This window comes from Terriglobales bacterium, from assembly GCA_035691485.1.
Classification (GTDB): domain Bacteria; phylum Acidobacteriota; class Terriglobia; order Terriglobales; family Acidobacteriaceae; genus JAIQGF01.
The window spans coordinates 1-26,375 of the sequence record DASSIZ010000027.1 but is presented as its reverse complement, the minus strand read 5'-3'; the positions used below and the strand labels follow the sequence as shown (position 1 = coordinate 26,375).

The following is a 26,375-nucleotide window of genomic DNA, read 5'->3' as shown; positions in this document are numbered from 1 at the left end:
GATTGCCAGTTGCTGGTTACTGTTTTTTCACGCGGATTCTACCACTGAATGTTCTAAGGTGAACCGAGGAAGCGCCTGAGTTCGACGTGCCGGCCAAAGATTTTCCCTGCGCCAGTGCCATGGTGGGATGCACCGGCGGTGTGAGCGGGAAATCGTTTTCCACAGCGCCGGTCACCGATCGCGCGGTGACATCGACGGAGGCGCTCGCCGGCAGCTTCAGGTCGATATTCCCGGAATGAGTACTGAGGGAATAAACCCCTCCGCCGGCAAAATCCCCGGAGTAGGTGATCGGCCCCCCGGTCGTGTTCACGGAAACGCTTTTTCCGGTGACATTATTCAACGACACCTGGCCGCCAACCGAAGTCGCTTCCACGAAACCGTCATTCAGGTCCACCAGTGTGATCGGGCCGCCGACCGTGCGCACCCGCACGTGGGCATTGCAATTGAGAACATCGACTTTGCCGGTGTCGGTGTCCACCACTACGTCACCGCTTACGCCCTGCACCTGCACCGGCCCGCTGGCAGTCCTGACCATGACATTGGCGTCGGCAGGCACCTGGATCTCGTAATCCACTCGCCCGTCGCTTTCGCCGGTCTGCTGCAGGTAGTGAGTGCGCAACTCCACGCGGTTCCCGCTTTGCGCGGCATCCACCTCGACCTTGGAAGAGCCGGGCACAGCCGTTGCCACGACGGCGCCTGGCTGCGCGGCGCGCACCCGCACCGTGCCGTAGTCGTTGACCACGGTGACGCTCGCGCCCGCGTTCACGTTGTAGCGGAATTCTTTCTTGTCGGCAGCGGATGCCCCGGCCGCAAGAACAATCACGACCGCCAGGTCCACCGCCGCGCGTAAGGTTCTCTGTCTCATCGTGAGTCCCGCCAACTGCCGGCGGGCACTGCATTCCCGATTGACCGCTTCTCTTGCGGCCACCGATCGCACCTTACCGCAAGGACTGCGTCGCCAGCTCGTACATCATTGCCTTCTGCTCGTAGGCCGCACTTAACGATTGCCGGGCGTCCCGGTCATTCGGGTTTTCGGCCAGCGTCTTCTTCGCGTCAGCGATGGAGGCATTCACGATCCTGAGATTGTTTTCATACGCCTGCCGGCTGGTTGGACGCACCGCTGTCACCTGTTCCAGGAGTTGCTGGTCGTCCTGCTCGGTGGCAATGGTGTTGATTGAAACCGGTTGCGGCGCGGCGGCCGGCGCTTCTTCTACCAGCGAAGCTTGCTGGCGCTGCCGGTTCCGCTCCACCAGGAATATGGCGAAGGCAATCAGAATGACCGCTCCCAGCGCGCCAATCCAGGTTAGGGGTCCTAGAAGTCTCCCCCGAGCGCGGGCTGGCCGGATCATTCCCTCGCGCTCCAGCGAATTCTTGATGCCATCCCACACCTTGGGCGAGGGATCCTCCATGGGCACCAAAAGCTTCGCTTGTTCGGCGATGTACCTCAGGTCTTTGACCAAGTCGGAACAAACCGGACAATCGCGCAGGTGTTCTTCCTCCTCCGCCTTTCCCCCGGTCTCGATGATGTACGGTAATACCCTTTGAAACTCAGCGCAGGTCATGACATCCTCTCCCCGTTCTCCTGCCCCCATCTCATGTCGTGCCTCCTCAAGCGCGTTTGGCGGCCTTTTCGGCTCTGCTGGTCTTGAGAAGGTCGCGCAACTTCATGCGCGCCTTGTGGAGCTGAGACTTGCTGTTGCCGATCGAACATCCCATCATTTCGGCAATCTCGTTGTGTTCGTACCCTTCAATATCGTGCAAAACGAAAATAATCCGATAGCCCGGCGGCAGGCTTTCAATCGCCCGCTCCAGGTTTACCCGGTCAATCGAGCCCGCCAGTACGTTGTCGCGGGCACCGATGTCCTTCTTGGGGCCGTCCTCCTGCTGCGGCTCCAGGCTTTCTTCCAGCGAAACCTCCGGCAGGCCTTTCTTGCGCAGGTGCATGAGCACCACGTTGACGGCGAGCCGATGCAGCCAGGTGGAGAAGGCACTCTCGCCGCGGAAGGTGGCGATCTTGCGATAGAGCTGCAGGAACGCCTCCTGCGTCAGGTCCTCCGCCTCGGCCGTGTTGCCGGTCATGCGCAGACAAAGCGAGTAGACACGGCGCTTGTGCAGGCCGTACAGACCCTCAAACGACTCCGCATCGCCCTGCTTGGCTCTATCGATCGCTTCTGCTTCCGAGAGCCCGGAGGCAATAGTTTTCTTTTGTTGTGTCAAAGCCTTCTTCAGGCCGCTATTTTGTGATGCGGCTAAGTAGCTGATCGTTGTATCACTTCCAGTTACAAGTGCCCAGAACCGGGCAAGTACAGGGGCCTGCCATGCTTAGATGCACGAATCTCGGATGCAGCCGCGATGGCAATGCGGCTGAAGTATGGAGAGTAAAACAGCAACTTTGGTTGCCCGCAAAGCGATTCACTATTCGCTCGGCGGGATAGTACCATTTCAGTGGGTCAGTCCCGGTAATCACGGCCATGCGCGTAATCAACGTTGAAATCAAGGCCCGCTGCCACCACCCCGATCGAGTGCGCAACCTGCTGCGCTCGCGCCAGGCGCGGTTTGCCGGTCTTGACCACCAGGTGGATACCTATTTCTGCGTGCGCGAAGGGCGTTTGAAGCTGCGCGAAGGAAACATCGAAAATTCATTGATTTCGTACCGGCGCGGCAACCAGGCTACTCCGAAGACCAGCGACGTGCTGCTTTACGCGGTCAAGCCGGACCCCGGTTTGAAGGAGATTCTGTCGAGAGTATTCGGCGTGCTTGCGGTGGTCGACAAGCAGCGGGAGATCTACTACGTCGAAAACATCAAGTTTCACATCGACACGGTTGAGGAACTGGGATCGTTTGTGGAAATCGAGGCGGCGGGCGACGAGCAATCCGATCAGGCAAGCCTGCTCGAACAGTGCCGCGACTACATGCGGCAATTCGCGGTCGCCGAACCAGACCTGATCGCGGAATCGTACAGCGACATGGTTTTGATGTTGAAGCGTAAGGGCGCGTGAGCGACACCACAGCCGGCGCATGGAAAGATCACTGAATATTGCGGATTGCGATTCCCCGGACCGAGCCAGCCGTTGACCGCTACGAGCTTTTGGCGGTGATCGTCTCCAGCCCGTGCGCGTTTGGTCCCATCTCGTTGCGCCGCAGCAGCCACGAGAAGAACACCGCGAAGAACCCGAGCGCGGAAAAGATCCACATGCCCATCGCGTAGCCGTGAGGATTGTCGGCGCCGGCATGGGAATGATCGTTGGCCCATCCGATCATCAGGTTGAATCCCGCCAGCCCGATGTTCTGGATCATGGTCATCAGCCCGTACGCCGTTCCCAGCTTCGCCTGCGGCACGATGTAAGCCACCGAAGGCCACAGGATCGCCGGGACCAGCGAGAAAGCCACGCCCATCATGGCCATCGGCACGTACAGCGAGATGCTGGTATAGGCCATCATCAGGTAAACCGGGATCAGCAGGAAGGAGCCGGTGATCATCAGCAGCGTGCGCCGCCCGATCTTGTCCGCCATCAATCCGAAGGCAGGCGTGCCGAACATGGTGAACAAGGTAAGAATGCTGACCAGGAATCCGCCCAGCTCGCGCGAGGTGTGGTGCGCGTCAATGAAGAACTTGATGGCAAAAGTTTCAAAGGGAAAAATCGCCGAGTAAAACGTGATGCACAGCAGCACGATGTAGAGATAAGAGATGCCGAACATGCGGCGGCTGGTGATCAGCAGCCGCGTTCCCACCACGGTCACCACCGCCCAGAAGAAATAGGTCCAGTCGTGTTTGGGATAAACAGCGACGGCAATGAGCGCCAGGACGAGCACGATCCAGACCGGATCGCGCCGCTTCCAGTCCCGTGAAAATTCCTTCAGGTCAACCTTGTCGGTCTCGCCGGCGCGTCCGAGGGAATAGTTTTTCTCGGCATAGACTTCCATGACCCAGTAAATCAGCGGGCCGATGGTGCAGAGCGCGCCAAAAGCGACCGCGATCAGCAGCGGCGAGCGCCAGTTGGTGTAGGCGCCCTTGGCCCAGGTCGGCGAGTTCTGCGCCAGCCACGACCCGAAGCGCGCGATCATGAGATTGATTCCGAAGGCGAAGCTCAGTTCTTTGCCGCGAAACCATTTAGCGACCCCGGTGGTGATCGCTACGATCAGCGATTCCGCGCCCAGGCCGAAGATCAGGCGTCCCGCAGCCATCACGTGCAGCTGCGGAGACGTCACCGTTACCGCTGCTCCGAGGGTGCACAACGCGCCAAAAATGAAGGTGGATTTGCGCAGTCCAAGCTTGTCCACCAGGATTCCTCCGACCAGCACCATGAACACGTTCGGGATGCTGTAAATCGCCTGCAGCAACCCGATGGCGGAATCGGAGAAGTGGAGCTGTGTGGCCAGCAGGTCGGCAACGGGAGCGATGCAGTCGTACACGTAATAATTGCCGAACATCGCCACGCTGATGATCGCCAGCACTGCCCAACGGTAAAAGCGGGACGGTTCCGGTTTCGTCACGACGGATGACGGGTTGAGATTGGCAGGATGCGCGGTGGAATCGCTCATGCGGATTCCGCGAGGGCGGAAAGCGTGAGGATATCAGAAGAAAGGCTCCAGGCCGGGGAGCCTGAAGCCTGAACTGCTGAAACCTGAAGCCTGCGGCCTACCTCGAGAGCAGTCCCGCTCCGGCGGCAAGGAATCCCACCAACGCCGTTAAAGGCAGGATGGAGCCGCCGGCGGGAAGCCGCCCATTGTTCACCGGCGACTGGTCCTGGTCAGCGGGATTCGAGGGAACATTGGCCTGTGCCATCTGCGTCCCTCCCGGCGAACCTGCCTGGCTCTGGTCGCGCGGCGGCGTGCTGTTGGACGGCGGACCGGGCTGGCTTACACCCGGTGCCGGCGCCGGGTTTGTGGTCGGCTGCGAGACCGCGGGCATATTGCCGTTTTGCTGCGTGGTGCCGGTCGCATTACCCGCCCCCACGGCAGCGCCGGACAGGCCGCCCACGTTGGTTCCGGGCTGGGCATTGATGCGGTCGATGTCCTGGTTGGTGTACACGTGGGCATTAGCGCCTGCCACCTGCTGGCGGTTCTCTCGCGCGACTTCTCCCAGGCTTCTGCCATCCAGATTGCCGCCTGCCACCAGGGAAGATCCGGAGCCAACTCCGCGGTCAAACAGCGATGCGTTCCCGACAATCCCGACGCCGCTATTGAAACTGGGCGACGTCGCGACGGTGGTCTGCTGCGGTGGAAGCGTTTCCACCACGCTGGCCCCGGCGAACGAGAACTGCGGAACGGTGGTAATGACGCGCGGCGAGACGGGTACCTGGGCGGTCGAAGTCATCGCACCGGCAGTGTTGCCCGGGGTTGCATTGGTGGCGCCGATGGCGGTCACGGTTGAGCCCAGGTGAAGCTCCGGAGTGACCACGACTGGAATCGAAGCCGGCGCGCTGATGAAAGCCGTTCCGGTGCTGGTATTCAGGCTGCTCGTGGTGCCGCCGAAACCTTGTGTCGCGACCCCATTGGCTCCGGTTGGCGCCCCGGTTGTGCTCGGAGCGGTGCTGCCCGCCATACCTGGTGTCGCTCCCGGGCCTCCCGGAGTGGTGCTTCCTGCCATCCCCGGAGTGGCGCCCATGGACCCTGTTGCCGCACCGCCCGATGGCGCCGCCTGCGCCGCTGCCCATACCGAGACTGCCAGCAACACGATCAAACCCAAAAAACGCTTCATAACCGACTCCTCGGTTCAGAGTGCCTGATTGAAGACGCACCCGCACCCTCTGACCTTGTAAGTAGGATTACCGATCGATAAGCGGGGATGCCAGGAACTCAGAAAGTGCAAAGGCACAAGGCTCAAGGAGCTTAGGATCCGACAAATCTGGCGTAGAGGCTGCGGGCAATGGCGGTGTCGGTGGTGCCTTTGATGATGGCGCGTCCGTCCGGAAACAGCGTGAGTTCATACGGGTCGCGCCAGAACTTGAGGACGAACTCATTGTGGCGCACCGTGCCGTGCGCTTGCAGTCGTTGGCTGATCTCGCGGAAGTCAATCGGCCTTTGGTGATCGTGGATTTGCACGGAATTGCGGCCGCACAGCGTGATGTGCGGTCGTCCTTTGCCGGCCAGGTGAATGAAATTCCGCTCGCCGCAGGCGCGGCAATCCTGGCGGGCTTGTTGCACCGAAATTTCGGAGCGCTGGTTGCGCCAAAGGTCGAACGACAACAGTGTGCACCGCATGGCCTGGCGCGCCCCGGCCAGGAATTTCAGCGCCTCGGTGGCCTCGATGGCCGCAACCGTGGCGGCCGCCGAATTCAGGATTCCCGCCGTGTCGCAGGTTTCGAAGGTGCCCCGCGGCGACTCGGGAAACATGCAAGCCAGGCACGCAGTTTCGCCGGGCAGTACGTTCATGGTTACGCCGTAGCTGCCTACGGCGGCGGCATAGATCCAGGGAACGCGCTCGCGCACCGCGTAGTCGTTCAGCAGATAGCGGGTTTCGAAATTGTCGGTTCCGTCCAGAATCAGCTGCGCCCCGCCCAGCAAATCCTCGATGTTGGCGGGCGTCAGGTCGGCGACGTGCCCTTCCACCACCACGCCGGAATTGAAGGCTGCAATTTTTCGCGTCGCCGCGATGGCCTTGGGCAAGGACTCGGCAGCATCGGCTTCATCAAACAGGGACTGACGCTGCAGATTGCTGGGCTCGACGTAATCGCGGTCAATGATGCGGATCTTTCCCACGCCCGCCCGCGCCAGCAATCCGGCGGTAGCGGAGCCGGTGGCGCCGCAGCCAACCATGACGATCTGCGAGGCACCGATGAGCCGTTGCCCTTCGCTGCCGATGCCCTGAAACAGCACCTGCCGGGAGTACCGTTCCTCGGGAGTTAACGACATTCTCAGTCCTGGGGGGTTCTCAAAGTATTATAAGTGGCGACAGCGCTGAGTTCCCGGCCAAAGCAGGGCAGGCGGCTTGTCGCCGAGGCTCATCGAAAAGCATCTGGACAGGTGCGGTGCCGGCTGGCGCCGCTTGCCGACAACCATGGTATTGATCCGTGAAGCGCGGGAACTCGCGCCCTGGCGCGGGGCCGTCGGCGTATTCGCCGTGGTCTTGGCATTGGTGTCGGCCAGGGCGCAGGAGCGCGCGCCGGTGGTCGGCGATCCCCCTGCCAGGGCGCCCATTAACGCTTCCATGGTGCCGGCGCTCAGCGCAGGCAGCAGCTACCAGGGCCTGAAGGTCTCCAGCATCGACTTTCGCGGCGTTACCACGGATGCCGCCATCATGACCAACCTCCGGCAACTCGTCTCGCCGAACCTGGACCAGCCCCTGGATCGCCAGAAACTCGGCCGCACGGTGCGTGCGCTCTATGCCACCGGGTTATTTGCCGACGTGCAGGTGGAGGCGCAGCGCAAGGCGCAGAACGAAGTCTCGCTGGTGTTCATCGCCACCGAAAACCTGTTCATCGGGTCGATCACGGTGTTTGGCGCGCCCCGCCGGCCGAGCGCAAACCAGTTGCGAGATACCAGCAAGCTGGAATTGGGCAGGCTCTACACCCCCGCCGCGTTGGAGCAGGCCATCCAGCGCATGAAGAGCCTGCTCGCTGAAAACGGCTATTACCACGCCGAGGTCACGGCCAGCGAGGAGCGCCATCCCGAGTCGCAGCAGATCAACATCCATTTCAGCGTGACCCCCGGTCGTGTGGCACGGGTCGGGGAGGTGAGCGTCACCGGCAGTCCGGGGATGGGAGACGACGAGATCCGGCGAATTTCGAAGTTGCGCCCGGGAGATGCGGTCACGGCCGAGCACGTTACGCGCGCCCTCACCCGGCTTCGCAAGCAGTACTCCAAGAACGGACGGCTGGAAGCGCAGATCAGCGTTGTCGATCGGCGTTACCATCCTGACAGCAACCGACTCGACTATGTATTCCGCATCGTGCGTGGGCCGGTGGTCGACATCTCGGTCTCCGGCGCCGAAATCACCCGGGGCAAGTTGCGGCGCTATGTGCCGGTATACGAGGAGCACGCCGTCGATGACGACCTGCTGAACGAAGGCCGCCGCAATCTTCGCGATTACCTGCAGACGCAGGGATATTTCGACGCCGAAGTGGATTTCACCCGTCGCGACGACCCGGAGAAGCCCCAGGAAGTGAAAGTCCTCTACACGGTCGAGCGGGGCGTGAAACACGAGTTGACGAACATCACCATTGAGGGCAATAAATACTTCGCGGCCAGCCTGATCCGCGAGCGCATGGCCATCCAGCAGGCCAGCCTGTTGATGCGTCACGGACGTTTCAGCCAGGAATTGTTGAACCGCGACGTTGCCAATGTCCGCGACCTCTACGTGGCCAACGGTTTCGAGCAGGTGAAGGTGACGGGTGGTTTCCAGGACGACTACCGCGGCCAGAGGGGCCGGATGGCGGTCTTTATCAACATCGTAGAAGGGCCGCAGACGCTGGTATCTTCGCTTTCCATCACCGGGAACCACGCGGTTACCGAAGACCAGCTTCGCCCGTTACTGACCACGGCGGAGGGCCAGCCGTATTCTGAAACTAACGTGGCGCAGGACCGCGACAGCGTGTTGAATTACTACTTCAACCATGGCTTCCCGGACGCGGTGTTTACCTGGGCGGTGAAGCCGGTGGCGGACAATCCCACGCGCCAGGACGTCAGCTACACCATCGAAGAGGGGCCGCAGGTTTTTGTCGACCGAATTCTTGCCTCCGGGCTGCACTACACCAAGCCGGGCATTGTGGTGCGACAGTATCAGCTCAAACCGGGTGAATCCCTGAGCCAGTTGCAGCTGCAAGACACGCAGCGCCGCCTCTATGATCTAGGCGTCTTCAACGCCGTCAACATGGCGGTGCAGAACCCCGACGGGCAGGCGCGAAACAAGGATGTCTTCCTGCAGTTCGAGGAAGCGCGGCGGTGGAATTTCACCTACGGCCTTGGCATCGAGGTGCAGAGCGGCGCTTTCGGGACGCGGCAGATTCCGACGGGAACGACCGGGGCCAGCCCGCGCGTCAGCTTCGACGTCACCCGGCTGAACTTCGCCGGCCGGGCGCACACCATCAGCTTCAGTTCCCACGTCGGCCGACTGGAACAGCGCGCTCTGCTCAGTTACGACGCGCCCCGCTTCCTGGCCACGGACTACCTGCGGCTGACCGTCAGCGCCTTCTACGACAATTCTCTCGACGTGCGGACGTTCACCTCGCAGCGGCTGGGAGGTTCCACCCAACTGGAGCAAGTCGTCAGCAAAGCCACCAGCCTGCTTTATCGCTTCACCTACCTCCGGGTGCGCGCTTCGGACCTGGTGATTTCACCTTCCCTGATACCACTGTTTTCCCAACCCGTGCGCGTCGGCATGCCTAGCCTGACCTACATCCGCGACCGCCGCGACGATCCCATTGACACTCACAATGGAAATTACAATAGCTTCGATACCGGCGTAGCCTCGGGAATTTTCGGGTCGGAAGCCGCATTCGGCCGCTTCCTCGGCTCCAATACGACGTATCATCCCTTCCACGCCCGGCGCTGGGTCTTCGCGCGCAACCTGCGCATCGGCGTGGCCGAACCGTTTGGCGACACGGTGCAGGTGCCTCTGCCGGAGCGCTTCTTCGCCGGCGGCGGGAACTCGCTGCGCGGCTTTGCCATCAACCAGGCGGGACCACGCGACCTGACGACGGGCGAACCGCTGGGCGGAAACGCGATGCTGGTGAACAGTCTTGAACTGCGCACGCCGACCGTGACCTTGCCCTGGATTGGAAGCAACATGGGATTTGTCATATTCCATGACGCGGGAAACGTCTTTGCTCGCACTAATGACCTGGCGCACAGCATCTTTCGCTGGTCGCAGCCGCATCCCGACCTTTGCATGCAGGCCGCCACCGGCAAGCAATGCGACTTCAGTTACATCTCGCACGCGCTGGGCGGAGGGCTGCGGTACCGTACGCCGATTGGGCCGGTGCGCCTGGATTTTGGCTATAACTTGAACCCGCCCTTCTTCCCCGTGTACCCGGACGCTTCCAATAACTTTGCCCCGTTCCGTTTCCAACAGAGCAGTCACTTCAACTTCTTTTTCAGTGTGGGGCAGACCTTCTGATGCGGCGCATGCTCCAAGTCGTCGTGTTGGCAGTGATGTGCGCCGGAATCATGGCGGGCGAGATTATCGACCGCGTCGTCGCCACGGTGAACGGGCAGCCCATCCTGCAAAGCGATTGGGAAGTGGCCATGCGCTGCGAGGCGTTGCTGGACCAGCGTCCGCTGCAATTCACGGCGGAATCGGCGCGCGCCACGCTGGACCGACTGGTGGACCAGGAGCTGTTGCGGCAGCAGATCCGCAGCTTCCAGTTGAAACCCGCCGACGAAAAGCAGGTGCACAGCCGTCTGCAAGAGATCCGCAAGCAGATTCCGGGCGCAGCCAGCGATGAGGGATGGAAAGCAGCGCTGGGCCGTTATGGCCTGACGCAGAAAGAGGTCGAGGAGCGCGTTGCCGACCAGGCGGAGATGCTGCGCTTCATTGATATCAGGCTGCGTCCCACGGTGCACGTGGACCGGCGGAACATCACGACCTATTACAACGAAAAGCTGCTGCCGGAGTTGAAGGAGAAGGGCGCCCCGGCGGTGCCGCTGGCGGAGGTTTCGCAGCAGATTGAAGAGATCCTATCGCAGCAACTCATCGATGCGCAGTTGGCGGAGCTGCTGCGCGATTTGCGCCAGCAAAGCGACATTCACATTGAATCCGCCATTCTGCCGGCGGAGACGGCAAGAACCACCAACCAGGGGGCGCGATGACAGCTGCAGTCCAGCCGCGCCGCCGCGCCGTGGTCACCGCCATCATCGGCATCGTGATCGTGGCGGCCGTCATTACTGCCGCCTGGTACCTGAGCAGCCCCCGATTTCAGAATTACGTTCGCATGCGGCTTATCGACCGTCTGGAAAGCATGACCGGGGGCAAGGTCGAGCTCGAGCGAGTGGAATGGAATCTCGGCAGCCTGACGGTGGCGGCGCAAAATCTTACTATCCACGGTCTGGAAAGCCCCAGCGAAGCACCCTATGTCCACGCCGACCGCTTGGTGGTCCGCTTAAAGATTTTGTCGCTGCAGGGGCGCAAAATCGGGCTGCGCTCATTCGTCGTGGAACGCCCGGTGATTCACCTCATCGTGAACCCGGACGGGAGTACCAACCAGCCGAGGCCGCGGCCTGCCGCGCTCGCAGGCCCTGAAATGCTTGGCGCGGGGAATTTGCAGCCGATTTTTGCGCTGCAAGCGGACCAGGCGGAAGTCCGCGACGGCGCTGTCATCGTGAATGACCGGCGCGTGCCCCTCGATGCCACACTCACCAACTTGCAAACCCAGTTGGCTTACTCCGCCGATGGCAACCGTTATGACGGTTCCTTCAGCGCCGGCGGCCTCCACCTCGCCTACGGCGACTACAAGGCCTTTGATTCCCAGATTACCGCCCAGTTCAGCCTCTCGCATAACCAGTTGGAGATGAAGTCAGCAAAGCTCGCCAGCGGAAACTCCTGGGTGGAGGCGAGCGGGCGAGCCGTCGACTTCAGTCACCCGCAGCTGACCCTGAAATACAGCTCGCGCTTTGACCTGGCCGAGATCGCTGCCATCACGCGACTGTCGCAGTTGCGCGGCGGCATCCTGGAAGTGAAGGGCGGCGGGATCTTCACCGCGGCGGATTACACCACTTCGGGTTCCATCCAGATCAGGAACCTGGAATATCGCGATCCTGCAATCCGCATTCCGGATCTCGATGGCGGCGCCGAATTCAAGTCGGAGCACAACACGTTAACGATTTCGCACCTGTTCATGCGGGCTCTGGGCGGAGTCGTCACCGGCGATGCCACGATTCGAAACTGGACTTCCACGTTGAAACCGGGCGCGCGCGCCGGCCTGGTTTCGCCAGCGGCGGATGAGGTGGCGCACTTGCGCTTGAACCAGATGTCGGTGTCGCGTATTGCGGCAGCGATTTCGACGCGCCAATTGCCCGCCGACAAATTGAAACCCGTAGGCTCCGCGAGCGGCACCATGGAAGTGACCTTTCGCGGCTCCCCGGCTCATAGCCACGCCAGGTTCGACGTCGAGGTAATACCGGTGCCGGCGACGGCGCAGCAACTTCCCGTGAGCGCGACCATTCACGGCACGTACGCCATCGATACCCTGGCACTTCAATTGTCGCAATTGAGCGCGACCGCGCGTTCTCTCAAGCTGGACGCCTCGGGCACGATGGCGCGCAATAACAACATGAAAGTATCGCTCGTAGTGGGGGACCTTCGCGACCTGGATCCGCTGCTGGCAGCGCTGAGTCCCGCCAACCGCCTGCCGGAAGGCGTGACGGGGCGGGCGACGTTTACGGGAAACCTCACCGGTACAATGGCGGCGCCGCAACTTGCAGGCCAGTTAGCCCTCGCCGATTTTGCAATTCCTGTTCCACTCCAGTATCTGCTCTCGCCCAGGACTGATGCCGCGCCGGCGCGCTTGGCGAAGTTCGATTCGTTCGCCGCGCAGGTGCAGTATTCGCCCACCCAGTTCGCGCTCACCGGGGCGCGCTTGCGGCGGGGCAGGGAAGACGCGTCGTTCGATCTCAAGCTCGCGCTCGATCATGGCGCGGCGCGCGGCTCGTTGCCGCTGTCTGTGCGGGCCGACCTCCACGCCTTTGAGGCGCGCGATCTGCAAACCATTCTTTCATTGGACTACCCCATCAGCGGGTTGACCGACGGCTCGCTGCAAGTGAGCGGCACCGCCGATGCGCCCGTCGGATCCGGGCACTTGCGCATTACCAACGCCACGCTGAAAGGCGAAGCGTTTCAGAACGTCAGCGCCGACGTCGTACTGGCGGATCAGGAAGTCCGGCTCTCGCATCTCGTGATTGCGCATAATGGCGCTCGCGTCACCGGAACGGCCGGGTACAACCCGAAGACGACGGCGTTCACCTTCAACGTCAAGGGAAGCAACTTCAACCTGGCACATTTCTCCAGGCTGCAATTACCGCGCATCTCGGTGGGCGGAATGATGACCTTCGAGGCGCGCGGTTCCGGGACCACCGCGGCGCCGGTGGTGGATGCCGATCTTCTCCTGCGCGATGTGACGCTGAATGCCGAGCGCATGGGCAACCTGGAGGTGAAAGCCACGACCAGCGCCGGAGTAATGCGAATCATGGCCAACAGTGACATTCCGGCGGCCCAGTTCGGGCTCACCGGCACGGTTGGGATGCGCGGCGATTTTCCCGCCCAACTCACGTTGAAATTTACCCGCCTCGACGTGGACGCGATGCTGCACGAATTCCTGAAGGGCCGCATCACAGGCCATTCCTCGATGAGCGGGAACATTGAACTGGCGGGACCGCTGCGGCGTCCCAGCATGCTTACCGTCACTGGCGACATCGACCAGTTTTCCGCGGACATGGAAAACGTGCGCGTGCACAATGACGGCCCCTTGCGCTTTCGCGTCGCCGACCAGGTCTTGACGGTGGAGCAATTCAAGCTTGCGGGTGAAGAAAATACCGAGATGACCGCTGCCGGCACGGTGGCATTGGCCGGATCTAAAGAGATGGATCTGCGTGCCGAGGGCAACGTGCACCTTAAGTTGTTGCAGATCCTCAATCCTGACCTGCATGCCGGCGGCATGATGGAATTCGACATCAATGCGCGCGGCAACATGAGCCGCCCGGTGCTGTTTGGGCGAGTGAAGATCAACAAGGGTTCGCTGGCCAACATCAATTTTCCCAACGGCCTCAGTGACATTAACGGCACCATCGTGTTTAACCAGGACCGCATGCAGATCCAGTCGCTCACCGCCGCCACCGGAGGCGGCACCTTGACCCTGGGCGGTTTTGTCACCTATGCCAACATCCCCGCATTCAACCTCACCATGCAGGGCAAGGACATCCGGCTGCGCTATCCGCAGGGTTTGGGCACGGTGCTCGACACCGATCTGCGGCTGAGCGGAACCACCAGCAATTCGACTTTGTCCGGCACGGCCACGGTGACGCGCTTCGGCATGACGCCGCAGTTTGACCTGGCGCTGGCGATCGCCAAGGCGCGGCAGGCGCCGGAGGCCCCGAATCCCAAATCGCCGTTCAACAACATGCGCCTCGCGGTGCACGTGGTGTCCACGCCTGAGCTGCAGGTCACGACTTCGCTGGCCCGCCTGACCGGTGACGTCGACTTGAATATTCGCGGCACCGCGTCCAGGCCGATCCTGCTCGGCCGGGTGAACATCACCGAGGGCCAGGTCACACTCAACGGCACCAACTACCAGCTTGAGCGCGGCGACGTGACCTTCAACAACCCGGTGCGGATCGAGCCCCTGCTGGACGTGGAGGCCACCACGCGCGTTCGTGATTACGACATCACCCTGGGATTTCACGGACCGCTGGATCGCATGAGCACCACCTATCGCTCCGATCCGCCGCTGCCCACCTCTGACATCATCGCGCTGCTCGCCTTCGGCCGCACGCGCGAGGAGTCGGTCATGGCGACGCAGGCGAATCCAAGCTTTACCGAGTCCGCGTCCCAGGCGATCCTGGGGCAAGCGCTGACCTCGGCCACCAGCCCGCGCATGCAGCGGCTGTTCGGAGTCAGCCGCATCAAGATTTCCCCCGAGGTTGGCGCCAACGAGGCCCTGGACCCGAATGCCCGCGTCACCATCGAGCAGCAGGTGTCGAAAGAATTCACCGTAACCTATGTGACCGACCTCACCCATTCGGCACAGCAGATCATCCAGGTGGAATACAACTACAGCCGGCAGCTGTCCATTCTTGCCACTCGCGACCAGTACGGGGTGCTCTCCTTCGACGTGCGGATCAAGCGGCGGAGACGGTAGCGCAATTCAAAAATTGACGGATTTGCGGATGGACGAATTTAGAGGCATAACTCTGTAATTCGTAATTTCGTAAATTGATAAATTCCTAAATCTTCAATTCGCAAAACCGCCACCATTTACAATTTCTTCGTGCCCGTTCTGCGCAGCCTGGGAACAACGCTGGAGATGATCAAGTGGGAGCATTCCGTGCTCACGCTCCCGTTTGGACTGACCGGCGCAGTACTGGCAGCGCGAGGCATACCTGCGCCGCGGCAACTGCTGTGGATCGCTGTCGGGCTGGTTTCCGCCCGTGCCGCAGCCATGAGCTTTAACCGGCTGGCCGACCACTCCTTTGACGCCGCTAATCCGCGCACCAAAATGCGCGCTCTGCCTACGGGCGCGTTGTCGCGGCAGTTCGTGGCGGCGTTTGTCATTGTTTCCAGCCTGCTGCTGGTATTGGCGGCGGCGAAATTGAACCGGCTGGCGCTGTATTTGTCGCCGGTCGCGCTTGGAGTGATTCTTCTTTACTCATTTACCAAGCGATTCACGCGCTGGTCTCACGTGGTGCTGGGATTTGCCATGGGACTGGCGCCGGCGGCAGGTTGGGTGGCGGTACGGGGAATGCTGGATCCGCGCATCCTGATTCTCACCGCCGCGGTCACCTTCTGGGGCGGCGGCTTCGACGTCCTTTATGCCTGCCAGGATTACGACTTCGATTGCCAGTCGGGGCTGTATTCGGTGCCGCGCTTCTTCGGGATTGGCCGATCATTGTGGATTGCCCGCGCCTTTCACGTGATTACACTGGCGCTGCTCGGACTGTTGATTTACGTGTTCGGCCTCGGGCCGATTGCGATTGCGGGCGTGGTGGTGGTCGGGTTGCTGCTCGCCTACGAGCACTCGCTGGTTTCGGCACAAGACCTGTCGCGATTGAACGCGGCCTTCTTCACCATGAACGGCGTGATTTCGATGGTGTTTTTGGGGTTTGTGACGGCCAATTTCCTGGTGCGGTAATTCGTGCCGTCCCTATCGGGACTGGTCGTGCGGCAACCCCGCCTGTGACTTCGCGCCGCGCTGCGGTATCATCAAATGTCCATGTCTGCCAGGCACGAATTTCAGACTGACGACGCGCGACTGAAGCCGGTTGCCGCCAAGGTCCTCGCCCAGCAGCGCCTTGAGGCCGGCGACGCGCTCGCACTTTACCGCTCCAGCGACATTCTCGCCATCGGCTGGCTGGCCAATCATGTTCGCGAGCGGCTGCACGGCGACCGCACCTACTTCAACGTCAACCGCCACATCAATCCCACCAACGTATGCGTGGCGGCGTGCCGCCTGTGCGCTTTCGGGCGCAAGAAAGACGCACCCGGCGCCTACACCATGGCGCTCGAGGAGGCGTTCCAGACCGCCGCCTCCGGCTACTCGGAAGCGGTGACCGAGTTTCACATTGTGGGCGGGCTGCATCCCGACCTGCCTTTCCAGTATTTTCTCGATCTGATTTCCGGGCTGAAGCAGCGATTCCCATCGGTGCACCTGAAGGCATTCACCATGGTGGAGGTCGCGTTCCTGGCCAAGATCGCCAAGCTCAGCATCCGTGACACGCTGCTGAAGCTGAAGCAAGCCGGCGTGGACTCGCTGCCCGGCGGCGGCGCGGAAATCTTCACCGACCGCGTGCGGCACATTATCTGCGACCACAAAATCGACGGGCAGCAGTGGATTGACACCGCGCGGCTGGCGCACCAGGTCGGCTTGAAATCCAACGCCACCATGCTTTACGGGCATATCGAGAACGACGAGGACCGCGTCGACCACCTGCTGCACTTGCGTCTATTGCAGGACGAGACCGGCGGCTTCCAGACTTTCATTCCGCTCGCGTTTCATCCTGCCAACACGCCCCTGCAGCACCTGATGACCACGACCGGATTCGCGGACATCAAGAGCATTGCCGTTGCGCGGCTGGTGCTCGACAACTTCCCGCACATCAAGGCCTACTGGCAGATGATGACGCCGAAAATCGCGCAGATCGCCCAGCGTTTCGGCGCCGACGATCTCGATGGAACAGTCATCGAGGAGAAGATCTACCACGATGCCGGCGCCACCACCCCGCAGGGGCTTCGCCGGCAGGAGTTGATCCGGCTGATCAAGGAGGCGGGACGCGAGCCGGTCGAGCGCGACACCCTTTACCGGCCGGTCACTCGCACGGAAACCTCGGTGACAGTGGCAGTGTAGGTGTGTGCGGTTGCTCCTCTGCTCTGACCGCCTGCCTGCCTCCTGACCTCCCGCTCGTCAAGCAGGAAATTTGCAACTCGCAATCATTTCGGGAACCCGTTTTTTCCCGTACTAGCACGTTGACTGCCGCCTTTTCCTGGACAACGCTTAACTCTGTGCTTGCCTCTACCCTGACAGGTGTAAAATTCCGCCAGTAGGAAGCTAGTGGGCTCACAGGTGCTCAAGCCTGTGTACGAGGCTCTGCATGAACGTCCACATCAGCTACAAGGTTTCCAAGACTCCCGACCTCGAAAAAGAGTTCAACCAGCAGATCCAGAAAATCGGCAAGCGGCTGCAGGTCTTTCGCCCGGAACTGGTGCATCTGCACGCAATCATTGAAGAAAACAATCCGCGCGAAGGTCCGTCGGTGGCGCTGAATCTGCGCCTGCCCTCCGGGCAGATGGCCGCCAAGGAGAACGGGCCCACGCCAACTGCCGCCATCAAGGGCGCATTCGAACAGCTGGTGGAGCAAGTCACCAAGCACAAGGACATGCTGCGCAACGCCCACAAGTGGCCGCGTCGGAGGCGGGCCGGCGCCACTCGGCCGCAGCCGCAGGTGCCGTTTGAGGAGACCATTGCCGCGGTGCAAACGCCGACTATTTCCGGCGAGGACGTGCGCTCCTACATCAACGCGAATTTCCTTTTGCTTACCCGGTTCGTGGAGCGCGAGCTGCGCTATCGCGAGAACCTCGGACTAATCCGGCGCGACCAGGTCAGTCCCGACGAGGTGATCGACGAAGCCGTCGCCAATGCCCTCGACAATGGCGAGGACAAGCCCGAAGTGGTCAGCCTGGAACCGTGGCTGTTCCGGCTGGCGCGGCGCGCCATCGACGAGATTGCAGGTCGGAACGGCGAGCAGGTGCCACAGGTGCCGCTCGACCATGCCTATCGTCAGACCGACATCCACAACGCCGACGAGCTTCAGATGCAGTTTCATCAGCCCGACGAGGCGGTTGCCAACGAAGATCTGATCGCCGACAGCCGGGTCAGCACGCCGGAAGCCTCCGCCGCCACTGACGAAATGATCACCATGGTGGAGGCCGCTTTGCTCACTGCCAAAGCCGAGGACCGCGAAGCCTTCCTCCTGTATGCGGTCGAGGGATTCACTCCCGACGAAATCGCAGTGATAACCAACCGCTCTGCAGACCAGGTGCGCGCTGCGGTGGCGCACGCGCGCGAACACTTGCACAAGAGCCTGGTAGTTCCCGATGAGTTCAAGGACAAGCTTCTGCAGCATTCCAAAATCGCTTAAGATCGCCAGACCGTGGCGCTCAGGAGTTGTGAATGATTACCCGTGAAAACATTCGCGAGTTAGCCGAATTCGAATCTCTCGAAGGCAGCGCCCTGAGTTTTTACTATCAACCCTCAACCCCCAAGGACAAATCGCACCGCGAAGAACTGATCCTGGTGAAAGACCTGGTGCGGAACGCCATCCGCGAAGCGGAAAAGAACGGCAAGAACGGCAGCGCGCGAGACGACCTGCAGAAAATCCTCGACATGGCCGAGCGCCTGCACGGAAACGGCGGCCGCGCCAAGGCGGTGTTCGCCTCCGGAAAACATAATTTCTGGCGCGAGTTCGACCTCCCGCGGCTGGCCGGGACTCATCTGTTTGTCAACCGGCGGTTTCATCTGCGGCCGCTCACCGCGATTGCCGACGTCTTGCCGCGGCTCTCGATCGTGCTCTTTGACAAGACCAAGGCGCGCTTCTTCCAGTTGTGGATGGACGAGATCACCGAGCGCGAGAAGTTCGCCAATGAGTTGCCGCGCCGCGGACGCAGCGACGGGTTCGCCGGCTACGATGCCGGGCACGCCGAGCGCCACGTCGAGCACGAAGCCATGCATTGGTACAAGCGCATCGCGGAACGCATGCGCGAATTGCAGGAGAGCGGCTACGAGCGCTTTCTGGTCGGCTGCCGCGAAGAGAATTGGCCTGAATTTGAGCCCTATCTCCACCCCTACGTCCGGCAGCGCTTCGTCGGACATTTTCCCATTGATCCGGCGACTGCGACCATGGCCCAGGCGCGTGAGTCGGCGGAACGCCTCTACAACGAGTTTCGCGCCAACCGGCGTGCGGGCCTGGTGCGGGAGGCGATCGGCGGAGCGCAGCGCAACGGGCGCGGCGCCACCGGCCTGAAGCGGGTGCTGGAGTCATTGGAGAAAGGGGAAGTTCAAACTTTGCTCTTGGCGCGCGATTTTGCCCGCCGCGCAACCGAGTGCCCCAATTGCGGACACCTCGATGCTCACATGGCCGAAAATTGCGCCGCCTGCGGCCGGCTGACGCAGGAACTTGAAGACGTTGCCGATGCGTTATTGCGCCGGTCGGTGCGTAGTGGAATTGAAATCATCCATATTCCCGACAACCCGGAGTTGTCTTCGGCCGGCGGGGTGGGCGCCGTGCTCCGCTTCCGCGCCGACCAGAATACGGAAGTGAAAAAAGCAGGTTAATCGGTAGTCGGTGATCGGTTTGGCCCTCGCATTCGGCGAGGGCTTTTCTTTGCCCGCCTGATCATCGATCGCCGATGGCCAGTTTTGTAGGGACTGGTAGCCGACAACGGAGAGCGGATAGCTGACAACTGAAAGCTTTGTTATGCTTTCCCGCTTTCACTCTCTCCCCGGAGCACTCCATGGACCGCCGCAACTTCCTGACCACTGCAACGCTGGCTTCCTTCGGGTTTACTTTGGAAGGGCAAGAAACCAAGAAGCAGGATGGCCGCGCCGCCGAGGTGAAACACGAGTCAATCGGCGGCCCGCCGGCGAAGCCGGTCATGGTATCCAGCCGTAACGGTTGGAACGGTATCGACAAGGGATACCAGATTCTGCTCGATGGCGGCGACACTTTGGACGCGGTGATTGCGGTCGGCAAAGTGCAGGAAGACGATCCCAACGACGATTCGGTCGGACTCGGCGGATTGCCCAACGAGGAAGGCGTGGTCGAACTGGATTCCTGTTGCATGCACGGTCCGACGAGGCGCGCCGGTTCGGTCGGCGGCGTGCGCTGGACCAAGAATCCGTCACTGCTTGCCCAGGCCGTGATGCTGCATACGGGGCACGTGATGCTGGTGGGGGAAGGCGCGGACCGCTTCGCCAAAGCCATGGGCTTCCCCAAGGACGAGCTTCTGACCGAGCGCTCGCGCAAAGCGTGGCAGCTGTGGAAGGAGAGTCACGCCGATAGCTGGTGGGGAGCGGGATTATCCGACCCCAATTACCGGGTCCCCCCGGATGTGCAGCCGCCGCAGCCGAGCGCGGAACTATGGCGCCGCAGGAAAAAGCAGCTCGAAGAAATCGCCGCTGATCTTGGCATCCCGCCGCAATGGCGGGCGCACTGCATCGAGCGCGTGCTCTTCCCGTCCTACGGCACCATCCATTGCTCCGCGGTCACGACCAAGGGAGAAATGTCCGGGATGACGACCACCAGCGGGCTTGCCTGGAAGATTCCGGGCCGCTGTGGCGATTCGCCGGTGATTGGCGCCGGTTCCTATACCGACCAGGACGTGGGATCGGCGGGCGCGACCGGCAGCGGCGAAGAGAACATCCGCGTCGCCGGCGCGCACACCGTCGTCGAGAACATGCGCCGCGGCATGTCCCCGCGCGATGCCGGGCTGGACGCGCTGAAGCGGATCGTGCGTAACTACCAGCACAACCCGGCGAAGCTGCGCTACGTCGACATGCAGTACTACATCGTGCGCAAGGACGGCATGGCCGCCGGCGTGAGCCTCTGGAGCCACTCCGGTTCCAACAAGCGGCGGCAATACACAGTGCACGACGGCAGCAAACGCCTGGAGGAGATGGCATTCCTGTTCCAGGGATCACCGCTGGCCTTCCCACCCCAGGCGCGCGAGCCGTTTCAACGGCCAAATTATGGGCCGGCAGAGAAGAAATAGTTGAACCGAGTCCATGCGGCTTTCGTGGGATTGCTGATCTGCGCGATGGCAAACGTCGCGCTTGCGCAGCTACGGCCGAGTGCTTCCGCGACTCCTCTTGGGAGGGCAGCGCCCACTCCGGCCGCCCGCGACGTGTCGTTTCACAGCGCGTCGCTTGGTCGTTCAATGAAATACCGCATCCTGCTGCCCGCAGGCTACGATCGTGGAGACCGGCATTACCCTGTGCTCTACCTGTTGCATGGACTCGGGGGTGATTACACGAACTGGGATAGCCGGACGCGCCTCAGAGAATACGTGGCCGGCATGGCATTGATTGTCGTCATGCCGGACGCAGACGACTCCTGGTACGTTAACTCGGTTGCCGAACCGCAGAACCGCTTCGAGGACTACATCGTCAAAGACCTGGTAACGGAGATCGACACAAGGTATCGCACCATTGCGACGCGAAGAGCGCGCGCGATTGCCGGGTTGTCCATGGGCGGCTACGGGTCGGTGAAGATTGCGCTGAAGTATTCCAACCTCTTTGTTTTTGCCGCCAGCTTGAGCGGCACCCTGGACGTAGCCCACGAGGATCACAATCCTCGCGCGGGTGAGAAGTATCATCAGCTGTTGCTCGCAATTCTCGGTCCCGCCGGCGGGGCGACGTGGTTGGCTAACGACGTATTCGCACTCGCCGGAGGACAGCACCCTGCCGATTTTGCTTATTTTTGGATATCTTGCGGGACCGATGACTTCCTGCTGGAGAGCAACCGCCAGTTCAGCGCCGCGCTGCAACAGCGCAAGATTCCCTACACCTACATCGAGGCGCCCGGCGGACACAGCTGGGCATTGTGGGACGAGGAATTGCCGGCGATGCTGCATGAAATGAGCCGGCATGTGGATGTTGCCAAACCTTAGTTTGCCCGCAAGAATCGGATAGCGACCTTTTGGCGGCCTGCGTAATCTCTATCCATGGTGACTCTCATGCAGAAGATGCCCAGCCACATTGGTCCGCAGGAGTTCTGGCAGGCTGTGCTGCACCGCGACCGCCGTTTTCAGCACCTGTTCGTCTACGCCGTCCGCTCCACCGGTGTGTATTGCCGGCCGACCTGCGCTTCCCGGCGTCCGCGGCGCGAGCAGGTCAGCTTTTATGCCGGGCCCGAAGCCGCCGAGCGCGCCGGCTTCCGCGCCTGCCGCCGTTGCCGTCCGCAGGAGAATGCTTTCCACGACCCGCAAGCGGAGCTGGTCCAGAGCTTGTGCCGCTATATCGACGCGCACATCGAGGAGCAAATCACTTTACCGGTGCTCAGCTGCCAGGCTGGCCTCAGCGAGTTTCACCTGCAGCGCACTTTCAAGCGCGTGCTGGGAGTTTCGCCGCTGCAGTACGCGCGCGTCCGCCGGCTGCTGAACCTGAAGTCGCGGCTGAAGAGCGGGGATGATGTGACTTCGGCGATGTATGCCGCCGGGTACGGCTCCAGCAGCCGCTTGTACGAGCACGCTGCGGGACAACTCGGCATGACCCCGGGGGCCTATCGCACCGGCGGCGCGGGAACGCGGATTCGCTACGCCCTGGCCGCTTCCAATCTTGGCCGGGTGCTGGTGGCGGTGACCGAGCGTGGCCTCTGCGCGGTCCGGCTTGGAGACTCCGATTCCGAGCTGGTCGCCGAACTTCGTCACGAGTTTCCCATGTCGGAGTTGCGCGATGAACCGGGGGCACTGTCGGAAGTCCTGCGCCAGGTGATTGAGTGCGTCAACGGCAGCGACACCCACCCCGATCTTCCCCTCGACATACGCGGCAGCGCATTCCAGGCAAAGGTCTGGGAGACACTGCGAAGAATCCCGCGCGGCGAAACCCGCAGCTATGCGCAGATTGCGCGAACTCTGAAGCAGCCGAACGCGGTGCGGGCGGTGGCCCGGGCCATCGCGTCCAACCCGGTGGCGGTCATCGTTCCTTGCCATCGCGTGGTGCGCAGCGATGGCGCGCTTGGCGGGTATCGCTGGGGACTGGAGCGCAAGGAGAAGCTGCTCGAATCAGAACGGGCAAGGCAGTAAGCAATAAAGAGCACGCGCGAGGGCGCGTGTGCCGCAACCTATCCCATGTGAAAAATTATGGCGTCGCAAGTGCGACGCCATTCTAATTCCTTGGCCAAGGCCCACCGGCAACGGCCAGCAACTCTTCTTACGCGAACCTGATCTTCACGTCCTTGTGCTGCTCCAGGTGGATGCTGTCGATGAAGCGCACCTTGCCCGTGGATTTGGTCAAAATCAGAGACGAGGTTCGTACGCCTTCGCCGAAGAAGCGGACACCGCGCATGAGAGCGCCGTCGGTCACGCCAGTGGCGGCAAAGATGAGTTGCTTGCCGGGCGCCAGGTCGTCGGCGGTGTAGACCTTTTTCTTGTCCTTGATGCCCATCTTGGCGATTCGTTCTTCCAGAGCCGGGCTATCGATGACCAGGCGGCCAAGCATGTAGCCGTTCAAGCAACGCATGGCAGCCGCGGTCAGCACGCCTTCGGGGGCGCCGCCTGAACCCATCACGGCGTGCACACCGGTGCCGATCACGGCGGCGGAGATTCCGGCCGAAAGGTCGCCGTCGGAGATCAGCTTGATGCGCGCGCCGGCCTTGCGAATGTCGTCGATCAATTTCTCGTGCCGCGGGCGATCGAGCACGATCACCACCAGGTCGTCGACGTCACGCCCCAGTCGCTTGGCGATGCTTTTCAGGTTGTCTGCCACCGGCGCATCCATGTCCACCGCTCCATGGCAGGATGGCCCGACAACGATTTTTTCCATGTAGCAGTCCGGAGCGTTCAGCAGGCCATTTTTTTCTGACACGGCAAGAACGGTGATCGCGCCCGGCGAACCGGTGGCGCACAGGTTCGTGCCCTCCAATGGATCGACCGCGATATCGATCTCCGGAACCGGCTGGCCGTCGGGAAACTCGGCGCCGACCTTCTCCCCGATGTAAAGCATGGGCGCCTCGTCGCGCTCGCCCTCGCCGATCACAATCGTGCCCTTCATCGGCACCGTGTCCATCGTCTGGCGCATCGCCTCGGTGGCCACGTGGTCGGAATACTTGCGTTCGCCCTGGCCCATGGTATGGGCGGAGGCGATGGCCGCGTTTTCGACCACGCGCAGAAATTCCAGCGCCAGGTCGGTTTCGATGTTGACTCCAAATTGCTTTGCGGACTTCGTGGGTGCCTGGGTCGTAGCCATGATTGCCTCCTGACGCGGGCGCGGCTTGCCTTTGGAAGACGTCCGGCGCGAGTTTTCTGGATGCTCCGAAGAATGGGAATGATGCGCCTCGGCTCAAACCCGCGTCAATAGCGCCGTGCGGGAATAAATCCGGCGCCCGCTGGTTATCCACCGTGCACACGGAAAACGGCGGCGCCGCCGGACGTAAACGAAAACTTCAGATTAAAGAGGAGAACTGCAATGAAGCTGATAGGAAAATGCTCTCGCGCCGCTGTCCTGGCCATTCTGGCCGTAACGATTCTTTCCGTCACCCTGCCCGCGCGCGCCGACGTCACCAATGTGAGCTGGATGCGCGGCAACAGCAAGACCTTGAAACTCGCCGTGCCCACCCAGATAGGAGGAACGGTGCTGGAACCCGGATCCTACGAGGTGAAGGTGAAGAACTCGGCCACCGGAACCGAAATCGAGTTCTCTCGCTGGAGCTACAACCCTTACGCCGCCGAGGGCCTGCCGGTGTACGACCGCGAGGTGGTGGCGACGATCAAGGCATTGCCCCAGGCTTCCTCCGCGGCGCCCGCGCGCACCGAACTGCTGCTGGCTTCCGGCGATGGCGGCAAAGCGATCGGCCTGCAAATCCGTGGCAACAACGTGGAGTACCTGTTCTGACACCGGGACGCGCACACGCTGCTCACGACCTGAAACCGCGCGTCTCGAAACCCCCGGCTGCGGCGAACAACCCCCTCCCGCAGCCCGGGTTTTTTCAGGCGAGGCGCTTCAGCCGTTCCTCGAGCATCGAATTCAAGCTGCTGATCAAACTCTCACCGCGTTTAGTTGCCTCGGTCGCGTCATCCCCGGAAATGTCATCATCGCTGGAACGCAGTATGACCATGGGCAAGTTCCAGCGTTCGCTGACGTCGGCGGCGAAAAGCTGCTTTTCAGTAAAGGAAAACTCGTAGCCGATCACGACGGCGGAGAATTCGTGGTTGGCCAAGAGATCGAGAGCATCAAAAGTGCTGGCGACGGATGTCACGTCGAACCCGGCGCGCTCCAGCAGAATATGGCGCGCAGCCAGATTGCGAGGGTTGCAACTGACGGAAACAATACGAGAGCGAACCAAGATCACACCCCAATCGAAAATACTTGGGCCAAGAGTATTAACACGACGGTAAATTGCGCGATGCGCGCGGGCAAGTTACCAAAGGCTCTTTTTGCGGAAATAATCCCGCAGCTGCCCATATAGGGACGAGCCGCCGCTAGGGACGAGCACCGCGCTCATAACACCAAAGTGCCCGCTGGTGGCCGGTTTTAGTCTCGGGTTCTGCCCTAGAACGCGTCGATGCCGGTGATGCTGTTTCCGATGATCAGCGTGTGGACGTCGTGCGTGCCCTCGTAGGTCTTTACCGATTCCAGGTTCGCCATGTGGCGGAAGACGGGATACTCGTCGGCGATCCCGTTGGCGCCCAGGATGTCGCGCGCCATGCGGGCGCATTCCAGCGCCATCCACACGTTGTTGCGCTTCGCCATGGAGATGTGTTGCGGCCGCGCCTTGCCCTGGTCCTTCAGGCGGCCTACCTGCAGCGCCAGCAGTTGTCCCTTGGTGATCTCGTTGATCATCCACACCAGCTTCTCTTGCACCAGTTGGTGAGAAGCGATGGGTTGATCGTGGAACTGCTTGCGGAATCCGGCATACTGCAGCGCCGTATCGTAGCAGGCCATGGCCGCACCGACCGCCCCCCAGGCGATGCCGTAGCGCGCCTGGTTCAGGCACATCAGCGGAGATTTCAGGCCGTCGCTCTTGGGCAGCAGGTTGCAGGCGGGAATCTTGACGTCCTGCAGTGACAGGCTGGAGGTGACGCTGGCGCGCAGCGACCACTTGCCGTGCACGTCGGCGGCGCGGAAGCCGGGACGGTCCGTTTCCACCAGGAATCCGCGGATCTTGCCATCTTCCTCCTCGTTCTTTGCCCAGATGACCGCCACCTGCGCGATCGAGCCGGAGGTGATCCACATCTTTTCGCCATTCAGGATGTAACCATCTCCATCGCGCCGCGCGCGCGTGCGCATCGCTGCCGGGTTGGAACCGGCGTCAGGTTCGGTGAGGCCGAAACAACCGATGGCTTCGCCTTTTTGCAGCGCCGGCAGCCACTTGTTCTTCTGCTCGTCGCTGCCGAAGGTGTGGATCGGGTACATCACCAGCGCCGATTGCACGCTGGCAAAGGAGCGCACGCCGCTGTCGCCGCGCTCCATCTCCTGCATCACCAGGCCGTATTCCACGTTCGACATCTCGGCGCAGCC

21 protein-coding genes are annotated in these 26,375 nt (G+C 61.7%); 12 read left to right on the top strand and 9 right to left on the bottom strand.

Annotation, left to right across the window (positions count from 1 at the left end; all coding sequences use genetic code 11):
* Window positions 1-16 precede the first annotated feature (16 nt).
* The 3 genes from VFI82_03800 to VFI82_03790 all read right to left on the bottom strand — a co-directional run bounded on the left by VFI82_03800 (window position 17) and on the right by VFI82_03790 (window position 2,217).
* Window positions 17-865 (bottom strand): DUF4097 family beta strand repeat-containing protein, encoded by an 849-nt coding sequence (locus VFI82_03800; GenBank protein ID HET7183782.1) that lies wholly within the window; start codon window positions 863-865, stop codon window positions 17-19.
* Window positions 866-938: 73 nt separating this feature from the next.
* Window positions 939-1,562, bottom strand: a complete 624-nt coding sequence (locus VFI82_03795; protein HET7183781.1) for a hypothetical protein — start codon at window positions 1,560-1,562, stop codon at window positions 939-941.
* A gap of 46 nt (window positions 1,563-1,608) precedes the next feature.
* Window positions 1,609-2,217, bottom strand: a complete 609-nt coding sequence (locus VFI82_03790; GenBank protein ID HET7183780.1) for a sigma-70 family RNA polymerase sigma factor — start codon at window positions 2,215-2,217, stop codon at window positions 1,609-1,611.
* A gap of 254 nt (window positions 2,218-2,471) precedes the next feature.
* Here VFI82_03790 and cyaB point away from each other — a divergent pair, with 254 nt between their 5' ends.
* Window positions 2,472-2,999, top strand: a complete 528-nt coding sequence (cyaB, locus tag VFI82_03785) for a class IV adenylate cyclase (GenBank protein HET7183779.1) — start codon at window positions 2,472-2,474, stop codon at window positions 2,997-2,999.
* Window positions 3,000-3,078: 79 nt separating this feature from the next.
* On the opposite strand, the gene VFI82_03780 is transcribed toward cyaB, so the two are convergent.
* From VFI82_03780 to VFI82_03770, 3 genes are all read right to left on the bottom strand, one after another.
* Complete coding sequence (locus VFI82_03780; protein ID HET7183778.1) at window positions 3,079-4,542, bottom strand: MFS transporter; 1,464 nt, start codon at window positions 4,540-4,542, stop codon at window positions 3,079-3,081.
* 97 nt (window positions 4,543-4,639) lie between these two features.
* Window positions 4,640-5,701 (bottom strand): hypothetical protein, encoded by a 1,062-nt coding sequence (locus VFI82_03775; GenBank protein HET7183777.1) that lies wholly within the window; start codon window positions 5,699-5,701, stop codon window positions 4,640-4,642.
* Window positions 5,702-5,832: 131 nt separating this feature from the next.
* Window positions 5,833-6,855 (bottom strand): ThiF family adenylyltransferase, encoded by a 1,023-nt coding sequence (locus VFI82_03770; protein HET7183776.1) that lies wholly within the window; start codon window positions 6,853-6,855, stop codon window positions 5,833-5,835.
* Window positions 6,856-7,000: 145 nt separating this feature from the next.
* On the opposite strand from VFI82_03770, the gene VFI82_03765 reads away from it, so the two are divergent.
* The 10 genes from VFI82_03765 (at window position 7,001) to ada (ending at window position 22,942) form a co-directional block, all read left to right on the top strand.
* Entirely contained in the window at window positions 7,001-10,057 is a 3,057-nt protein-coding gene (locus tag VFI82_03765) for a POTRA domain-containing protein (protein HET7183775.1), read from the top strand.
* 8 nt (window positions 10,058-10,065) lie between these two features.
* A complete protein-coding gene (locus VFI82_03760; protein ID HET7183774.1) occupies window positions 10,066-10,749 on the top strand; it encodes a SurA N-terminal domain-containing protein in 684 nt (227 codons plus the stop codon).
* Complete coding sequence (locus tag VFI82_03755) at window positions 10,746-14,789, top strand: translocation/assembly module TamB domain-containing protein (protein ID HET7183773.1); 4,044 nt, start codon at window positions 10,746-10,748, stop codon at window positions 14,787-14,789. Before VFI82_03760 ends, VFI82_03755 begins: the two co-directional genes overlap by 4 nt.
* 129 nt (window positions 14,790-14,918) lie before the next feature.
* Window positions 14,919-15,779 (top strand): UbiA-like polyprenyltransferase, encoded by an 861-nt coding sequence (locus VFI82_03750; protein HET7183772.1) that lies wholly within the window; start codon window positions 14,919-14,921, stop codon window positions 15,777-15,779.
* Between the two features lie 81 nt (window positions 15,780-15,860).
* Window positions 15,861-16,991, top strand: a complete 1,131-nt coding sequence (gene mqnE, locus VFI82_03745; GenBank protein ID HET7183771.1) for an aminofutalosine synthase MqnE — start codon at window positions 15,861-15,863, stop codon at window positions 16,989-16,991.
* A 244-nt stretch (window positions 16,992-17,235) separates the two neighbouring features.
* On the top strand, window positions 17,236-18,282 hold the full coding sequence (locus VFI82_03740; GenBank protein HET7183770.1) for a sigma factor-like helix-turn-helix DNA-binding protein: 1,047 nt from the start codon (window positions 17,236-17,238) through the stop codon (window positions 18,280-18,282).
* A gap of 32 nt (window positions 18,283-18,314) precedes the next feature.
* Window positions 18,315-19,475: a hypothetical protein gene (locus VFI82_03735; protein HET7183769.1), complete on the top strand. Its 1,161-nt coding sequence runs from the start codon at window positions 18,315-18,317 to the stop codon at window positions 19,473-19,475.
* Window positions 19,476-19,654: 179 nt separating this feature from the next.
* Window positions 19,655-20,911: a N(4)-(beta-N-acetylglucosaminyl)-L-asparaginase gene (locus VFI82_03730; protein ID HET7183768.1), complete on the top strand. Its 1,257-nt coding sequence runs from the start codon at window positions 19,655-19,657 to the stop codon at window positions 20,909-20,911.
* Between the two features lie 45 nt (window positions 20,912-20,956).
* Window positions 20,957-21,808, top strand: coding sequence for an alpha/beta hydrolase family protein (locus VFI82_03725; GenBank protein HET7183767.1), 852 nt, complete (start codon window positions 20,957-20,959; stop codon window positions 21,806-21,808).
* Between the two features lie 66 nt (window positions 21,809-21,874).
* Window positions 21,875-22,942, top strand: a complete 1,068-nt coding sequence (ada, locus tag VFI82_03720) for a bifunctional DNA-binding transcriptional regulator/O6-methylguanine-DNA methyltransferase Ada (GenBank protein ID HET7183766.1) — start codon at window positions 21,875-21,877, stop codon at window positions 22,940-22,942.
* A gap of 127 nt (window positions 22,943-23,069) precedes the next feature.
* On the opposite strand, the gene glpX is transcribed toward ada, so the two are convergent.
* The gene (gene glpX / locus VFI82_03715) at window positions 23,070-24,104 is read right to left on the bottom strand and encodes a class II fructose-bisphosphatase (GenBank protein HET7183765.1); all 1,035 of its coding nucleotides are present in this window, start codon (window positions 24,102-24,104) and stop codon (window positions 23,070-23,072) included.
* Window positions 24,105-24,323: 219 nt separating this feature from the next.
* Here glpX and VFI82_03710 point away from each other — a divergent pair, with 219 nt between their 5' ends.
* On the top strand, window positions 24,324-24,749 hold the full coding sequence (locus VFI82_03710) for a hypothetical protein (GenBank protein HET7183764.1): 426 nt from the start codon (window positions 24,324-24,326) through the stop codon (window positions 24,747-24,749).
* Between the two features lie 94 nt (window positions 24,750-24,843).
* Here the strand turns inward: VFI82_03710 and VFI82_03705 are convergent, their stop codons facing one another.
* Complete coding sequence (locus VFI82_03705; GenBank protein ID HET7183763.1) at window positions 24,844-25,206, bottom strand: hypothetical protein; 363 nt, start codon at window positions 25,204-25,206, stop codon at window positions 24,844-24,846.
* A 200-nt stretch (window positions 25,207-25,406) separates the two neighbouring features.
* The coding region (locus VFI82_03700) for an acyl-CoA dehydrogenase family protein (protein ID HET7183762.1) at window positions 25,407-26,375 on the bottom strand (969 nt) is incomplete at its 5' end.

Excerpts from the sequence above, each read along its gene's own strand:
- VFI82_03800 (HET7183782.1), bottom strand. The coding sequence starts at position 865 with ATGAGACAGAGAACCTTACGCGCGGCGGTGGACCTGGCGGTCGTGATT.
- VFI82_03795 (HET7183781.1), bottom strand. The coding sequence starts at position 1,562 with ATGACCTGCGCTGAGTTTCAAAGGGTATTACCGTACATCATCGAGACC.
- cyaB (HET7183779.1), top strand. The coding sequence starts at position 2,472 with ATGCGCGTAATCAACGTTGAAATCAAGGCCCGCTGCCACCACCCCGAT.
- VFI82_03780 (HET7183778.1), bottom strand. The coding sequence starts at position 4,542 with ATGAGCGATTCCACCGCGCATCCTGCCAATCTCAACCCGTCATCCGTC.
- VFI82_03775 (HET7183777.1), bottom strand. The coding sequence starts at position 5,701 with ATGAAGCGTTTTTTGGGTTTGATCGTGTTGCTGGCAGTCTCGGTATGG.
- VFI82_03770 (HET7183776.1), bottom strand. The coding sequence starts at position 6,855 with ATGTCGTTAACTCCCGAGGAACGGTACTCCCGGCAGGTGCTGTTTCAG.
- VFI82_03765 (HET7183775.1), top strand. The coding sequence starts at position 7,001 with ATGGTATTGATCCGTGAAGCGCGGGAACTCGCGCCCTGGCGCGGGGCC.
- VFI82_03760 (HET7183774.1), top strand. The coding sequence starts at position 10,066 with ATGCTCCAAGTCGTCGTGTTGGCAGTGATGTGCGCCGGAATCATGGCG.
- VFI82_03755 (HET7183773.1), top strand. The coding sequence starts at position 10,746 with ATGACAGCTGCAGTCCAGCCGCGCCGCCGCGCCGTGGTCACCGCCATC.
- mqnE (HET7183771.1), top strand. The coding sequence starts at position 15,861 with ATGTCTGCCAGGCACGAATTTCAGACTGACGACGCGCGACTGAAGCCG.
- VFI82_03740 (HET7183770.1), top strand. The coding sequence starts at position 17,236 with ATGAACGTCCACATCAGCTACAAGGTTTCCAAGACTCCCGACCTCGAA.
- VFI82_03735 (HET7183769.1), top strand. The coding sequence starts at position 18,315 with ATGATTACCCGTGAAAACATTCGCGAGTTAGCCGAATTCGAATCTCTC.
- VFI82_03730 (HET7183768.1), top strand. The coding sequence starts at position 19,655 with ATGGACCGCCGCAACTTCCTGACCACTGCAACGCTGGCTTCCTTCGGG.
- VFI82_03725 (HET7183767.1), top strand. The coding sequence starts at position 20,957 with ATGGCAAACGTCGCGCTTGCGCAGCTACGGCCGAGTGCTTCCGCGACT.
- ada (HET7183766.1), top strand. The coding sequence starts at position 21,875 with ATGCAGAAGATGCCCAGCCACATTGGTCCGCAGGAGTTCTGGCAGGCT.
- glpX (HET7183765.1), bottom strand. The coding sequence starts at position 24,104 with ATGGCTACGACCCAGGCACCCACGAAGTCCGCAAAGCAATTTGGAGTC.
- VFI82_03710 (HET7183764.1), top strand. The coding sequence starts at position 24,324 with ATGAAGCTGATAGGAAAATGCTCTCGCGCCGCTGTCCTGGCCATTCTG.